14 protein-coding genes are annotated in these 13,278 nt (G+C 72.7%); all 14 read right to left on the reverse strand.

Features of this window, described 5'->3' with window-relative positions; genetic code table 11:
* Window positions 1-33 precede the first annotated feature (33 nt).
* The 14 genes from ACQPW6_RS32925 to ACQPW6_RS32990 all read right to left on the reverse strand — a co-directional run bounded on the left by ACQPW6_RS32925 (window position 34) and on the right by ACQPW6_RS32990 (window position 13,085).
* Window positions 34-1,032: a phosphotransferase family protein gene (locus ACQPW6_RS32925; RefSeq protein WP_433893362.1), complete on the reverse strand. Its 999-nt coding sequence runs from the start codon at window positions 1,030-1,032 to the stop codon at window positions 34-36.
* A 101-nt stretch (window positions 1,033-1,133) separates the two neighbouring features.
* Window positions 1,134-1,913, reverse strand: coding sequence for a sirohydrochlorin chelatase (locus tag ACQPW6_RS32930; protein ID WP_433894732.1), 780 nt, complete (start codon window positions 1,911-1,913; stop codon window positions 1,134-1,136).
* A gap of 203 nt (window positions 1,914-2,116) precedes the next feature.
* Window positions 2,117-3,091 (reverse strand): ABC transporter permease, encoded by a 975-nt coding sequence (locus tag ACQPW6_RS32935; RefSeq protein ID WP_433893363.1) that lies wholly within the window; start codon window positions 3,089-3,091, stop codon window positions 2,117-2,119.
* On the reverse strand, window positions 3,078-3,875 hold the full coding sequence (locus ACQPW6_RS32940; RefSeq protein WP_433893364.1) for an ABC transporter ATP-binding protein: 798 nt from the start codon (window positions 3,873-3,875) through the stop codon (window positions 3,078-3,080). Before ACQPW6_RS32940 ends, ACQPW6_RS32935 begins: the two co-directional genes overlap by 14 nt.
* 93 nt (window positions 3,876-3,968) lie before the next feature.
* Window positions 3,969-5,111: an aliphatic sulfonate ABC transporter substrate-binding protein gene (locus tag ACQPW6_RS32945; protein ID WP_433893365.1), complete on the reverse strand. Its 1,143-nt coding sequence runs from the start codon at window positions 5,109-5,111 to the stop codon at window positions 3,969-3,971.
* Between the two features lie 250 nt (window positions 5,112-5,361).
* Window positions 5,362-6,714 carry a sulfate adenylyltransferase subunit 1 gene (locus ACQPW6_RS32950; protein WP_433893366.1) on the reverse strand — a complete coding sequence of 451 codons (1,353 nt, stop codon included), beginning with the start codon at window positions 6,712-6,714 and terminating at the stop codon, window positions 5,362-5,364.
* A 2-nt stretch (window positions 6,715-6,716) separates the two neighbouring features.
* Window positions 6,717-7,655, reverse strand: a complete 939-nt coding sequence (gene cysD, locus ACQPW6_RS32955) for a sulfate adenylyltransferase subunit CysD (protein ID WP_433893367.1) — start codon at window positions 7,653-7,655, stop codon at window positions 6,717-6,719.
* Window positions 7,652-8,263, reverse strand: coding sequence for an adenylyl-sulfate kinase (gene cysC, locus ACQPW6_RS32960; RefSeq protein WP_433894733.1), 612 nt, complete (start codon window positions 8,261-8,263; stop codon window positions 7,652-7,654). Before cysC ends, cysD begins: the two co-directional genes overlap by 4 nt.
* Window positions 8,264-8,283: 20 nt before the next feature.
* Entirely contained in the window at window positions 8,284-8,988 is a 705-nt protein-coding gene (locus ACQPW6_RS32965; protein WP_433893368.1) for a phosphoadenylyl-sulfate reductase, read from the reverse strand.
* Entirely contained in the window at window positions 8,985-9,164 is a 180-nt protein-coding gene (locus ACQPW6_RS32970; protein ID WP_433893369.1) for a hypothetical protein, read from the reverse strand. Before ACQPW6_RS32970 ends, ACQPW6_RS32965 begins: the two co-directional genes overlap by 4 nt.
* The gene (locus tag ACQPW6_RS32975; RefSeq protein ID WP_433893370.1) at window positions 9,161-10,885 is read right to left on the reverse strand and encodes a nitrite/sulfite reductase; all 1,725 of its coding nucleotides are present in this window, start codon (window positions 10,883-10,885) and stop codon (window positions 9,161-9,163) included. The genes ACQPW6_RS32970 and ACQPW6_RS32975 overlap by 4 nt, the downstream gene beginning before the upstream one ends.
* A 152-nt stretch (window positions 10,886-11,037) precedes the next feature.
* Entirely contained in the window at window positions 11,038-11,121 is an 84-nt protein-coding gene (locus ACQPW6_RS32980) for a putative leader peptide (RefSeq protein WP_322899662.1), read from the reverse strand.
* A 92-nt stretch (window positions 11,122-11,213) separates the two neighbouring features.
* Window positions 11,214-11,768 carry a GNAT family N-acetyltransferase gene (locus ACQPW6_RS32985; RefSeq protein ID WP_433893371.1) on the reverse strand — a complete coding sequence of 185 codons (555 nt, stop codon included), beginning with the start codon at window positions 11,766-11,768 and terminating at the stop codon, window positions 11,214-11,216.
* Between the two features lie 87 nt (window positions 11,769-11,855).
* On the reverse strand, window positions 11,856-13,085 hold the full coding sequence (locus ACQPW6_RS32990; RefSeq protein WP_433894734.1) for a GAF domain-containing protein: 1,230 nt from the start codon (window positions 13,083-13,085) through the stop codon (window positions 11,856-11,858).
* Window positions 13,086-13,278 lie beyond the last annotated feature (193 nt).

The following is a 13,278-nucleotide window of genomic DNA, read 5'->3' on the forward strand; positions in this document are numbered from 1 at the left end:
AATCGGCGGGATGTCCGCTCATGTCGGCGCAGGTCAGGCGTGGATCAGCCGCAGCGCGTGCTTCAGGTTGTGCTCGGCGATGCCGGCCATGAACGCCCGGTCGGGGAAGTCGCCGTCGAGCAGCCGCAGCGGGCCCGCCGTCAGCGACAGCCGCTCGGCGAGCATGTAGAGCGCGAGCCGGTCCTCGTCGAGGCCGGCCGCCTCCAGCGGGCGGTAGTCCTCGTGCAGGCGGATCCGCAGGAAGACGTGCTCCCACTCGACGTCGAAGTACATCAGCCCCTCGATGTCGATCAGTACGGGGTTGCCGCCGGCGTCCACCCGCACATGGTCGGGGCCGAGTTCGCCGTGCACGACCGCGTACCGCGTGCGCGGTCGGACCGCCGCCGTCAGGGCCCGCAGGCGTTCCTCCAGCCGGTCGCGGCTGCTGGCGATCCGCGGGTCGCGGGACGCGGCCTCGGCCAGGTCCCGCAGCGCGCGGTCCAGGACCACGCCCTCGCAGGACGTGCCCCGTGACGTCCCGCCGCCGTCGATCACGGCGACCTTGCCGTACGCCGGTGCCCGGTATTCGCCCATCGCCGCCAGCGACTCCGCCAGGCGGGCCATGACCGGGGCCGCCGCGGCCGGGTCGCTCGCGAGCATCTCCTCCAGGCTCGCGCCCGGAAGGTCCTCGACGACGGCGAGGGCGGCGGGGAAGTCCGGGAGGTGGACGCCGTCGCTGTCGGCGAGGCGGATCGCCGGGACGCGGACGCCGACCGCGGCGAGGCGCGCGTGCGCGGCCAGGAACAGGTCGAGGCCCAGGGCGGGGGAGAACGGGTCGGTGCGGTCGTCGTCGCCCTCGGCCGCGGGCCAGTAGTTCTCGGTGCCGTCCCACAGGTAGGCCATCGCGGACGTCGTGTCGTCCATCACCAGGCGGTACACGCCCTTCTTGGTGCCGCCCGCGACCCGCTCGACCGATTCGAGCCGCCGCCCGCCGCCCAGCGCGGCGCGCGCCGCCCCCGCGAACTGCTCCCGTGTCACTGCCCTGGGTGCCATGGTCCCGAACCGCCCCTCGTGTCGACGACAACCCGCGCACTTTACGGGGGCGCCGGGGCGGGGGCGATCGGTTTGTTCGGCTCCTCGGGCGCCCGGGCCGGTCAGGCGGAGAGCAGGCCCGCGGACGGGGCGGCTGCCTCGTCGTAGCGGTGCAGGAGGAGGGTGGCCAGCTCGGGGGACGGGCCCAGCACCGGCGCCAGGACGTCCGCGCCGGACTCGGCGGCGCCGCGCGCGATGCGGTCGGGGAGGAAGCCGGGGGCGATCACGTACGGGGCCACGGCGATCCGGCGGACGCCCTCCGCGCGGAGGCGGCGGACGGCGTCCTCCGTGCGCGGGAGCGCGGCGGAGGCGAAGGCCGGGCGGACGGCGCGCCAGCCGGCCGAGCGGCGCCAGCGGCGGGCGATCGCCGCGATCACCGCGCGGGCCTCGGGGTCGGTCGAGCCCGCGGAGGCCAGGACGACGCCGGTCGTCGCGCGGTCGGCGGGGTGCAGGCCGGCCTCCTGGAGGCGGCGCTCCAGGGCGGCGGTGAGGAGGGGGGACGGGCCGAGGACGTCCGTGGTGCGGATGCGCAGTGACGGGTAGGGGGCGGTGGATTCGCGGAGTACCGCGGGGATGTCGGTCTTCGCGTGGAACGCGCGGGTGAGGAGGAGGGGGAGGGCTATGGCGTTTTGCACGCCGTCCGCGGCGAGGCGGTGGACGGCGTGCGGGACGGAGGGGGTGCAGAAGTCCAGGAACGCGGTTTCCACGCGGAGCCCTGGGCGGGCGGCCGCGACCTTGGCGGTGAGCGCGCGCACGGTTTCCGCGTGGCGCGGGTCGCGGGAGCCGTGCGCGATCACCAGGAGCGGCGGGGTCGCCGCCGGGACCGGGGCGAGCGGGAACAGTCCGGGGCGGTGACCGTGGTCGCCCGAGTGCCGGTCCGCTTCGGCTGGGCGCGCCCGCGCGGCGGAAGCCGCATATGGGATGCAGCCCCGCGCCCCTTCCGGGCCTGAGGCCCGGCTGCTCATCTGCGGGCGCCTCTGGGCTGGGCGCGCAGTTCCCCGCGCCCCTTCCGGGCGCGCCCCTTCGGGGCTTGTTCTGGGGCCGGTCATTGGGCCGCCGAGGTCAGGCCGCGGGAGCGGAGGACGTAGCGTTCCAACGGGCTGAAGATGATCTGGTCGATCGCTATCCCGACGAAGAGGATCAGCAGGATGCCCAGGAAGACGCCTGCCATGTCGGAACCCTCGCGCATGTTCTCAAGGTACCTGCCCAGGCCCACGCCCAGGTCGGGGGACGAGGCGATCAGCTCCGCGGCCATCAGGGAGCGCCAGGAGAAGGCCCAGCCCTGCTTCAGGCCGGCCACGTAGCCGGGGAGGGCCGCCGGGAGCAGGATGAACCACGCGCCGCGCAGGCCCGTCGCGCCGATCGTGCGGCCCGCGCGGAGGTACAGCGGCGGGACCTGGTCGATGCCGGCCACCAGGCCGTTGGCGATCGAGGGCACCGCGCCGAGCAGGATCACCGCGTACATCGTGGAGTTGTTCAGGCCGAGCCAGATCACCGCGGCCGGCACCCACGCCACCGACGGCAGCGACTGGAGGCCGGACAGGATCGGGCCGATCGCCGCGCGGATCAGCGGGACCCGGGCCACGACCAGGCCCAGCGGCGTGCCGATCACCAGCGCGGCGAGGAAGCCGAGCAGGCCGTGCGAGACGCTGGTCCAGATGATCGAGAACAGGTCGCCGGCGTTCCACCGGTCCACCAGCTCCTGGCCGACCGCCGACGGCTTCGGCAGCTTCGTCTGGTCGGCGAGGTTCGCCCAGACCGCCAGCTGCCACACCACGAGCACCAGCAGCACCGCGCACACCGGCGGCAGCACCTTCTTCAGCAGCACCTGGCCGATCGGGGCGCGCCGGATCTGCACCTCGTCCAGCGCGTCCAGGCCCGCTTCCAGCCCGGACAGGTCGTGCCGGCCGCCGTCCCGCTGCGCGGGGACGCCGTCCTTGGTGAGCACCGGCGCGTCCGGCGCGGCGGCCTCGGGCCCTGGCCCGTCCTGCGGGTCCCGGTCGGTCTCAGTGCTGGCCATGGCGGCGGATCTCCCCACGCAGTTCTTCGGTGATCTCGACGGACAGGTCCGCCACGGCCGCGTCCTCGATCCGGCGCGGCTGCGGGATGTCGATGGTCCACTCCCGGGCGATCCGCCCGGGCCGTGACGACATCAGCACCACCCGCTGCGCCAGCCGTACGGCCTCGCGCACGTTGTGCGTCACGAAGAGCACCGACAGGTCGGTCTGCGACCAGATCCGGGTCAGCTCGTCGTGCAGCACATCGCGGGTGATCGCGTCGAGCGCCGCGAACGGCTCGTCCATCAGCAGCAGTTGGCTGTCCTGGGCGAGCGCCCTGGCCAGTGCCACCCGCTGCCGCATGCCGCCGGACAGCTCGTGCACCCGCTTGCCGTACGCGCCGCCGAGCCGTACCAGCGACAGCAGCCGCTCGGCCTCCGGGCGGCGCTCCTCGCGCGGCACCCCGCGCAGCCGCAGCGCCAGTTCGACGTTCTTGCCCGCGGTCAGCCACGGGAACAGCGCGTGCTCCTGGAACATCAGCGCCGGCCGGCCGCCGGGCGCGGTGATGGTGCCGGCGCTGGGCTCGTCGAGCCCCGCGACCAGGTTCAGCAGCGTGGACTTGCCGCAGCCCGAGGCCCCCAGCAGGCAGACGAACTCGCCTGGCGCCACGTCGAGCGTGATGTCGTCCAGTACGAGCTGCTGGGCGCCGGGCCTGCCGAACGCCTTCGACACATGGTCGAGCCGGGCCGCGTGCGCGGCGGTTGCCACGCTCTGGGCGGCGGCGGCCGGGTTGAGAGTGTCGGCCATGGGTGTCACCTCCTGGGGGTCCTCGGAACGGGTTGCGGGATCGGTACGGACGGTCGCGCTGCTGCCGGCGCGCCGCTACGGGCTACCGCGCTGCTACTGGGTGCCGAGACCCGCCGCGTCCACCGACGGCTGCCCGGCCGCCTTCAGGATCTTGTTGAGCGGCGCCAGGTCGTAGATGCCGTCCAGCTTCGGTGCCTTGAGCAGCCCGGCCGACACGGCGTGGTCGGCCTCCTCCTGGGCGGTCTTGGCCAGCGGGTCGTCGAGGAACTGGATGGACTTCCAGGCCGGGTCGAGCTGCGTGGCCGGCAGCGCCTTCTGGGTCAGCGCCTTGAGCTGGTCGTTCGCGTCGGCCTTGGCCTTGTCGGAGTTGGCGTTGATCCACGCGTTGGTCTTCACCGACCCGCGCAGCACTGCCTCGACCACATCGGGGTGAGCGGTCAGGAACTTCTGCGACACGATCACGTTGGTGATCACGAACTTGCCCTGCGGCCACAGCGTGCTCTCGTCCAGCAGCACCTTGGCGCCCTCGTTGACCAGCTTCGACGCGGTGGGCTCCGGCACCCACGCGCCGTCGATGGAGCCGGCCTTGTACGCGTCGGGGGTGATCTTGTTGTCGGTGCGGATCACCGACACATCGCCCTTGCCGCTCTGCGCGTCGACCTTCCAGCCCTTGGACTTGATCCAGGCCAGCAGCGCCACGTCCTGGGTGTTGCCGAGCTGCGGGGTGGCGATCTTCTTGCCCTTGACGTCGTCCAGGGTCTTGATCTTCTTCGGGTTGACCACCAGCTTCACGCCGCCGGACGCCGAACCCGAGATGATCCGCAGGCTCTTGCCGTCGGACTTGGTGTAGCCGTTGATCGACGGGGAGGGGCCGATCCAGCCGATGTCGATCGCGCCGGCGTTCAGCGCCTCGATCTCGGCGGGGCCCGCGTTGAACGTGGCCTGCTTGATCTTGGTGGAGCCCAACTCCTGCTGGAAGAAGCCCTCCTTGAGCCCCACCAGCGCGGTGGCGTGCGTCAGGTTGGGGAAGTAGCCGATCTTGACCTGGTCGGCGGAGAGCTTCTTCGCCCCGCTGGCCACCGGTGCGGCGGCGGGGGCGGAACTGGCGTCGTCGTCCGACTTCTTGTCGGATCCGTAGCCGCAGGCGGCCAGGGCGCCTATCAGGATCGGCAGAACGGCGGCCGCGGCGACGAGTCTGGAGCGGGCGCGGGAGGTGCGTCGGACGTGCGCAGACACGGGAGTGTCCCTTCGTAAGGCCCGGCGTGTCGCGCGCTAGGGCGCGGCCGGAGGTTCGTCAGGTCTTCGAAAGCGCTGCCGCCGAGGAGCGGCAACGCGGGTACCTACCGGGGTGGCGGCGGCTGTTGCCAGATCCGCCCGGGGCGTCAGCACACACATCGTGCGACCCCGCCCGTACCCGCACCGAGCGCGCCGCTTCCTACCCGGCCGCCCTCCTTCGCGAAGCCCGAGAAGGCGTCGTGGATCATCATCAGAAGTCCCAACCCTCGTCGTCAGCCGTGGTGTTCACCGCGGGGTGCTTCTCGGCGAACGCCTCGCCGGCCATCCCCGCGGTCAGTGTCGTGCCGTCCGCCGGGTCGATCAGCAGGAAGGAGCCGGTCAGCCGGGAGTCGGCGTACGCGTCGATCGGCAGCGGCTCCGCGGTCCGCAGCACCACCGCGCCGATGTCGTTGACGGCCAGCTCCGCCGGGCCGTTGTCGTGCGCCAGGCCCGCCGACAGGTCGATCCGGTACGGCAGTTCGCGCACGATCGCCTTCACCGTGCGGGTGGCGTGCTTGAGCAGCACCCGCTCGCCGACCCGCAGCGGGCGCTCGTGCAGATGGCACACCGTGGCCCGGATGTCCCGGGTGATCTCCGGGGCGGTCTCGGTGGGCGCGATCAGGTCGCCGCGCGAGACGTCCAGGTCGTCGGCCAGCAGCACCGTCACCGACTGCGGCGCCCACGCGGTGTCGACCGCCCGGCCGAGCGCGTCGATCCCGGAGATCGTGGTGGTCCGGCCGGACGGCAGGACGGTGACCGGTTCGCCGACCCGCAGCATGCCGGACGCGATCTGGCCCGCGTAGCCGCGGTAGTCGGGGTGCTCGGCGGTCTGCGGCCTGATCACGTACTGCACCGGGAAGCGCGCCGGGCAGCCGGTCAGGTCGTGGCTGACCGGGACGGTCTCCAGGTGCTCAAGCACCGTCGGGCCGCCGTACCAGTCCATGTGCGCGGACGGCTCCACCACGTTGTCGCCGGCCAGCGCCGAGATCGGGATCGCGGTGACGTCGGGCACGCCGAGCGAGGCCGCGTAGGAGGTGAACTCCTCGGCGATCGCGGCGAAGACCGGCTCCGCGTAGTCGACCAGGTCCATCTTGTTGACCGCGAGCACCACATGCGGGACGCGCAGCAGCGCGGCGACCGCGGCGTGCCTGCGGGTCTGCTCGACCACCCCGTTGCGGGCGTCCACCAGCACCACGGCCAGCTCCGCGGTCGAGGCGCCGGTCACCATGTTGCGGGTGTACTGCACATGGCCCGGGGTGTCGGCCAGGATGAACCGGCGGCGGGCGGTGGCGAAGTAGCGGTAGGCCACGTCGATGGTGATGCCCTGCTCGCGCTCGGCCCGCAGGCCGTCGGTGAGCAGCGCCAGGTCGGGGGCCTCCTGGCCGCGGCCGAGCGACACCCGCTCCACGGCCTCCAGTTGGTCGGTGAGCACCGACTTGGAGTCGTGCAGCAGCCGGCCCACCAGGGTGGACTTGCCGTCGTCGACCGAGCCGGCGGTCGCGAAGCGCAGCAGGGTGGTCGCCGACAACTGCTCGGCGGTCAGCGGGTTCACGGTGCTGGTCATGGTTAGAAGTACCCCTCGCGCTTGCGGTCTTCCATCGCGGCCTCGGACATCTTGTCGTCCGCCCGGGTGGCGCCCCGCTCGGTGAGCCGGGAGGCGGCGATCTCGGCGATCACCGCGGCAAGCGTGGTGGCGTCGGAGTCGACGGCGCCGGTGCAGGACATGTCGCCGACCGTCCGGTAGCGCACCAGCCGGGTCTGCACCGGCTCGCCGTCCTTCGGGCCGCCCCACTCGCCGGGCGTCAGCCACATGCCGGACCGGCTGAACACCTCGCGCTCGTGGGCGAAGTAGATCCCCGGCAGCTCGATGTGCTCCCGCGCGATGTACTGCCAGACGTCCAGCTCGGTCCAGTTGGACAGCGGGAAGACCCGGACGTGCTCGCCGGGCGCGTGCCGGCCGTTGTAGAGCTGCCACAGCTCGGGGCGCTGGCGGCGCGGGTCCCACTGCGAGAACTCGTCCCGCAGCGAGAACACCCGCTCCTTGGCGCGGGCCTTCTCCTCGTCGCGCCGGCCGCCGCCGAACACCGCGTCGAAGCGGTGCGCCTGGATCGCCTCGGTCAACGGCACGATCTGCAACGGGTTGCGGGTGCCGTCGGGGCGCTCGCGCAGCCGCCCGTCGTCGATGTACTCCTGCACCATCGCCACATGCAGCCGCAAGGAGTGCTCGGCGACTGTGCGGTCCCGGAACTCCAGCACCTCGGGGAAGTTGTGGCCGGTGTCCACGTGCAGCAGCGAGAACGGCACCGCGGCCGGCGCGAACGCCTTCAGCGCCAGGTGCAGCATCACGATCGAGTCCTTGCCGCCGGAGAAAAGGATCACCGGCCGCTCGAACTCGCCCGCCACCTCACGGAAGATGTGCACGGCCTCGGACTCCAGCGCGTCCAGGTGCGAGAGCGCGTAGGGGCTGTCCGTCGGGCCGGTGTGCGCGACGCCGGTCGTCGTCATATCGCTGATTCCCTCTCGCTCACGTGCCCGGATGTCCCGCTCAGGAGCCCGGAGGCGACGGGCGCGGGGGCCGCGGCCAGTCCCCGTTCTGCCAGCAGCGCGTACACCGCCGCCGCCGAGTCCGCCACGGTGCGGCCCTGCGTCTCGATCCGCAGGTCGGGGTCCTGCGGGATCTCGTACGGATCGTCCACGCCGGTCAGCCCGCTGAGCTGCCCCGCGGCCTGCTTGGCGTACAGCCCCTTGACGTCACGCACCGCGCACACGTCCACCGGGGTGGCCACGTGCACCTCCAGGTAGCCGGTGCCGTTGTGCTGGTGCCGCTTGCGGACGGCCTCGCGGCTGTCGGTGTACGGCGCGATCACCGGCACCAGGGCCAGCACGCCGTGCGAGGCGAGCAGTTCGGCGACGAAGCCGATCCGCTGCACGTTGGTGTGCCGGTCCTCGCGGCTGAAGCCGAGGCCCGCGGAGAGGAACTCGCGGATCTCGTCCCCGTCGAGCACCTCCACCCGGCGGCCCTCGGCGCGCAGCAGGGCCGCCAGCTCGTGCGCGATGGTGGTCTTGCCCGCACTGGGCAGTCCCGTGAGCCAGACGGTGGCACCGGTCCCCATGTCGAACTCCTGAGGTCTCGTCACAGGTGGATCCCGCACTCGGTCTTACCCAGACCCGCCCAGCGTCCCGCGCGGGCGTCCTCGCCCTCTAGTACCCGGCGGGTGCAGGGTGCGCAGCCGACCGAGGCGTAGCCGTCGGTCAGCAGCGGGTTGGTGAGCACGCCGTGCTCCGCCACGTACCGCTCCACGTCCTCCTGCGTCCAGCGGGCGATCGGCGCGATCTTGACCTTCTGCCGCTTCTCGTCCCAGCTCACCACGGGTGTGTCGGCCCGGGTCGGGGACTCGTCGCGGCGCAGCCCGGTGGCCCACGCGTCGTAGCCGCGCAGGCCCTCCTCCAGCGGGGCGACCTTGCGCAGCGCGCAGCACAGGTCCGGGTCACGGTCGTGCAACTTGGCGCCGTACTGGGCGTCCTGCTCGGCGACGGTCTGCTTCGGGGTCAGCGTCAGCACGTTGACGTCCATCACGGCGGCCACCGCGTCCCGGGTGCCGATCGTCTCCGGGAAGTGGTAGCCGGTGTCGAGGAAGACCACGTCGACGCCGGGCATGGCGCGCGAGGCCAGGTGCGCCACCACGGCGTCCTCCATCGAGGAGGTGACGCAGAAGCGGCGGCCGAAGGTGTCGGCGGCCCAGCGCAGTACGTCGAGCGCCGAGGCATCCTCCAGATCGCGGCCCGCCTGCTCTGCCAGTTGCCGCAGATCGGCCGCGGTGTGCTGTGCGGTGGTCACGAAGCGCCTCCATGCGGGGGTTCGGACGTAAGTCCCCTGGCCAGCAGACCGAGGAACTTCAGTTGGAAGGCCCGGTTGCACGCCCGGCATTCCCAGGCGCCGTGACTTTCCTCGGAGGGACGCAGGTCCTCGTCCCCGCAGTAGGGGCAGTAGAACGGTGCCGCGCGCTCGGTCACGACAGCGACTCCTCGGAGGCCCGGACCGCCCACTGCGCGAACCGCTCGCCCTCGGTGCGCTCGGCCTGGAACCGGGTCAGCACCCGCTCGATGTAGTCCGGGAGTTCGGCCGAGGAGACCTTCAGGCCGCGCACCTTGCGGCCGAAGCCGGAGTCCAGGCCGAGGCCGCCGCCCAGGTGCACCTGGAAGCCCTCGACCTGCTCGCCGTCCTTGTCGGTGATCAGCTGGCCCTTGAGGCCGATGTCGGCGGTCTGGATCCGGGCGCAGGAGTTCGGGCAGCCGTTGAGGTTGATCGCGATCGGCTCCTCGAACTCCGGCAGCCTGCGCTCCAGTTCGTCGATCAGCGAGGCACCGCGGGCCTTGGTCTCGACGATGGCCAGCTTGCAGAACTCGATGCCGGTGCAGGCCATGGTGCCGCGCCGGAACGGCGAGGGGCGGACCTGAAGGCCCAGCGACTCCAGGCCCGCGACCAGCGACTCGACCCGGTCCTGCTCGACGTCGAGCACGATCATCTTCTGGTCGGTGGTGGTGCGCACCCGGTCGGAGCCGTGGTCGCCGGCCAGTTCGGAGATCTTCGTCAGGGTGGCGCCGTCGATCCGGCCGACCCGGGCGGCGAAGCCGACGTAGAACCGGCCGTCGTTCTGCCGGTGCACGCCGATGTGGTCACGCCACTGCTGCTCCGGCAGCTCGGGGGCGGGGCCGTCGATCAACTCCCGCTTGAGGTACTCGTCCTGGAGCACCTGGCGGAACTTCTCCGGGCCCCAGTCGGCCAGCAGGAACTTCAGCCGGGCGCGGCTGCGCAGCCGCCGGTAGCCGTAGTCGCGGAAGATGCCGACCACCCCGGCCCACACGTCGGGCACCTCGTCCAACGGCACCCAGGCGCCCAGCCGTTCGCCCAGCCGCGGGTTGGTGGACAGCGCGCCGCCGACCCACAGGTCGAAGCCCGGTCCGTGCTCGGGGTGCCGCACGCCGACGAAGGCCACGTCGTTGATCTCGTGCGCCACGTCCAGCAGCGGCGAACCGGACACCGCGGTCTTGAACTTGCGCGGCAGGTTGGAGAACTCCTTGCTGCCGATGTGCCGTTCCTTGATCGCGTCGATCGCCGGGGTGCCGTCGATGATCTCGTCGGCGGCGACGCCGGCCACCGGGGAGCCCAGGATCGTCCGCGGGGTGTCGCCGCACGCCTCGGTGGTGGACAGGCCGACGCCCTCGAGGCGCCGCCAGATCTCCGGCACGTCCTCGATCCTGATCCAGTGGTACTGGATGTTCTGCCGGTCGGTGATGTCGGCGGTGCCGCGGGCGAACTCCTGCGAGATCTCGCCGATCACGCGCAGTTGGGGCACGGTCAGCCGGCCGCCGTCGATCCGGACCCGCATCATGAAGTAGCGGTCGTCCAGCTCCTCGGGCTCCAGGATCGCGGTCCGCCCGCCGTCGATCCCGGGGCGGCGCTGGGTGTACAGGCCCCACCAGCGCATCCGGCCGCGCAGGTCGGCGCCGTCGATCGAGTCGAAACCGGCCTTGGCGTAGATCGTCTCAATGCGTGTCCGCACGTTGAGACCGTCGTCGTCCTTCTTGGTCTGCTCGTTGGCGTTCAGTGGCGTGAAGTGACCCTTGGCCCACTGGCCCTCGCCACGGTGCCGGCCGGCCTTGCGGCGGGCGGGAGCGGCGGCCTTGGGAGCACCCCCGGCGGCAGGCTGGGGGGAGTCGGGGCTTGAAGCCATGGCGATGCGTCCTTCGGGCAGGCTCGAATAGGGTCGGTACAGCGCGGAAGAACCCTATGGCCTGCGAGAACGCCGAGCAGACAGGCTCAGCGGGCGGCGACGGGCTCCCGCGCATCCACGACGACGGGGAGGGCGGAGACAGGCGGGTGCGGTCAGCCGGCCGGACAGATGGCGCTGGACACGCGGCAGAAGTCGACGTGTGGCCGACCTACCAAGGCGATTCCAGTGCGTGACATGACGAAAGCGTGGCACGGCGGTCTCCGGAGCGTCCACCGCCTTCCATCATGTGGACCAGATAATCTCACTCAGTGAGACACTGTGTTTTGCGTCACCCGGCGGTCGCCGCGGTGGCCGGTTCGACCACCGTGTCGTACAGGCGGAAGCCGCGCCGCTCGTAGTTGCGGCGCGCGTGGGGGCCGTCCAGCGAGCAGGTGTGCAGCCAGACCCGGCGGGTCGGCGGGTGCTCCGGCCGGCGCTCGGCCAGGTCCCAGCCGCGGGCGGTGCCGTACGACAGCAGGTGGCCGCCGAGGCCGCGGCCCCGGAAGTCCGGCAGCAGCCCGAAGTAGACGATCTCCACCGAGCCCTCGTCGGGATCGCCCGCGCCCAGCTCCACGAAGCCGGCCGGGGTGCCGCGCACGTAGGCCACCCACAGCTCGTGCCCCGGCTGCCCGAGCACCGCCCGCCACCGCTCCGGCGGCCAGCCGAGCCGGTCCACCCAGGACACGTCCGAGCCCACCGCCGTATACAGGAAACGGCCGAACTCGGGGGACGGGACCTCGGCCCGTACGACCGTGATCCCGGCGTCGGCGGGCGGCTCGGGGGCGGCCCGCAGCTCCTCGGGAGCGGTCATTTCAAGCCACCAGGTGGTCAGGGGCGTGCTCATACCGCCACCCTAGGCGGCCCGGCGGCGGCCTCCCGCTCCGGGCTCCGAACCCCGGGTGTCGGGGCGCCCTGTTCGGAGCCCGGTCGCTCAGAGCCGGGCGGCCAGCACCGCCGGGGCCAGCGAGTGCGGCAGCAGGTCGGTGGGGCGCGGCGGGCGGAGCAGTTCGACGTCCACGCCGTCGGCGAACCGGTACGGGCGGTGGGCCAGTACGCCCGCCAGGGTGCGGCGCAGCCGGCTCAGCTCGGCCCGGACCGTCACCGTACGGCCGGCGTCGCCGAACAGGTCGGCGGCCAGTTGCGCCGCGCTGCGGCCCGAGCGGTGCACCGCGAGCACGAACAGCAGCTCGGCGTGCCGCGGGCTGAGCTGCTGCGCCCAGCTGCCGGCCGCGCCGCTCACCGTCACCGCCCAGCTGTGCGGCCGGCTCACGTCGAGCACCACCCGGCCGGCCGCCGGTGTACGGTCCCGGCCGCCGACCCGGATCAGCCAGCCGCCGGGCAGCGGTTCGAGCGAGCACAGCCCGAGCGTGGGCAGGAACACCTCACCGGCCCGTACCGACGCGGGCAGCGGCACCCGGTCGGTGGGGGTCATGCCGACCACCCCGGCCGTCCACCCGTTGTGGTCGACGACCAGCGCCCGGCCGTCGAACCCGGCGAGCAGCGGCGCCGACACCGACCTGAGCCGGTCGACCGCGGCCCAGTGCCTGAACCGCAGCTCGCCCTCGGCGACCCGGGCCACCGAGGACACCAGCGAGAGGGTGGCCGGATGCACGCTGGCGGCGGGCCCGCTGACGTCGACCACACCCAGCAGCCGCCCGTCGCGCGGGTCGTGCAGCGGGGCCGCGGCGCAGGTCCAGCCGTGGTGGGTGCGGACGAAGTGCTCGGCGGAGTGCACCTGGACCGGGGCCCTGGCCACCAGCGCGGTGCCGATCGCGTTGGTGCCGACCACCTCCTCGGCCCAGGACGCGCCCTCGGCGAAGCCCAGCCGGTCGGCGCTCTTGCGGACTGCGCTGCTGCCGTCCCGCCACAGCACCCGGCCGTCGGCGTCGGTGACTACCATGATGTGCCAGGCCGCCTCGGCCACCGACACCAGTCCCTCGCGCAGCACCGGCAGGATCTCGCGCAGCGGGCTGTGCTGCCGCCGGTGCTCCAGCTCGTCGGTGGACAGCAGCCCGTTGTGGCCGCCGACATCGGGATCCACGCCGTGGTCGATCGTCCTGGTCCAGGACGCGCCGATCACCGAGCGGGGGGCCCGCGGCGGGGTGTCGCCGGCGAGGGTGGCCTCCCGGACGGAGGCCAGCAGATGCGCGGACACCCGCAGATCCGCCGGCTGTTGCGGTCCGATCGGAAGATGTACCACGCCGCTCCCCGCCCCTGGGTCGGTCCGTCCCGGTGCCGCCGCCGTGCCGGCCGGCGGCGCGGGCGCTTCCGGGCGCCTGTGACCACGGGGGCAAGCGTGCAACGGGCTGCAACTGTTGCCAGGCTACGCGCATTAGACGGAGAGTGACGCCTCG

Source organism: Streptomyces sp. CA-111067 (assembly GCF_050956065.1).
Lineage (GTDB): Bacteria > Actinomycetota > Actinomycetes > Streptomycetales > Streptomycetaceae > Actinacidiphila.

Bases quoted from the DNA above. Each gene is read 5' to 3' on its own strand.
- cysD (WP_433893367.1), bottom strand. From the start codon at position 7,655: ATGACGACGACCGGCGTCGCGCACACCGGCCCGACGGACAGCCCCTAC.
- ACQPW6_RS32950 (WP_433893366.1), bottom strand. From the start codon at position 6,714: ATGACCAGCACCGTGAACCCGCTGACCGCCGAGCAGTTGTCGGCGACC.
- ACQPW6_RS32975 (WP_433893370.1), bottom strand. From the start codon at position 10,885: ATGGCTTCAAGCCCCGACTCCCCCCAGCCTGCCGCCGGGGGTGCTCCC.
- cysC (WP_433894733.1), bottom strand. From the start codon at position 8,263: ATGGGGACCGGTGCCACCGTCTGGCTCACGGGACTGCCCAGTGCGGGC.
- ACQPW6_RS32925 (WP_433893362.1), bottom strand. From the start codon at position 1,032: ATGGCACCCAGGGCAGTGACACGGGAGCAGTTCGCGGGGGCGGCGCGC.
- ACQPW6_RS32940 (WP_433893364.1), bottom strand. From the start codon at position 3,875: ATGGCCGACACTCTCAACCCGGCCGCCGCCGCCCAGAGCGTGGCAACC.
- ACQPW6_RS32935 (WP_433893363.1), bottom strand. From the start codon at position 3,091: ATGGCCAGCACTGAGACCGACCGGGACCCGCAGGACGGGCCAGGGCCC.
- ACQPW6_RS32985 (WP_433893371.1), bottom strand. From the start codon at position 11,768: ATGAGCACGCCCCTGACCACCTGGTGGCTTGAAATGACCGCTCCCGAG.
- ACQPW6_RS32980 (WP_322899662.1), bottom strand. From the start codon at position 11,121: ATGTCACGCACTGGAATCGCCTTGGTAGGTCGGCCACACGTCGACTTC.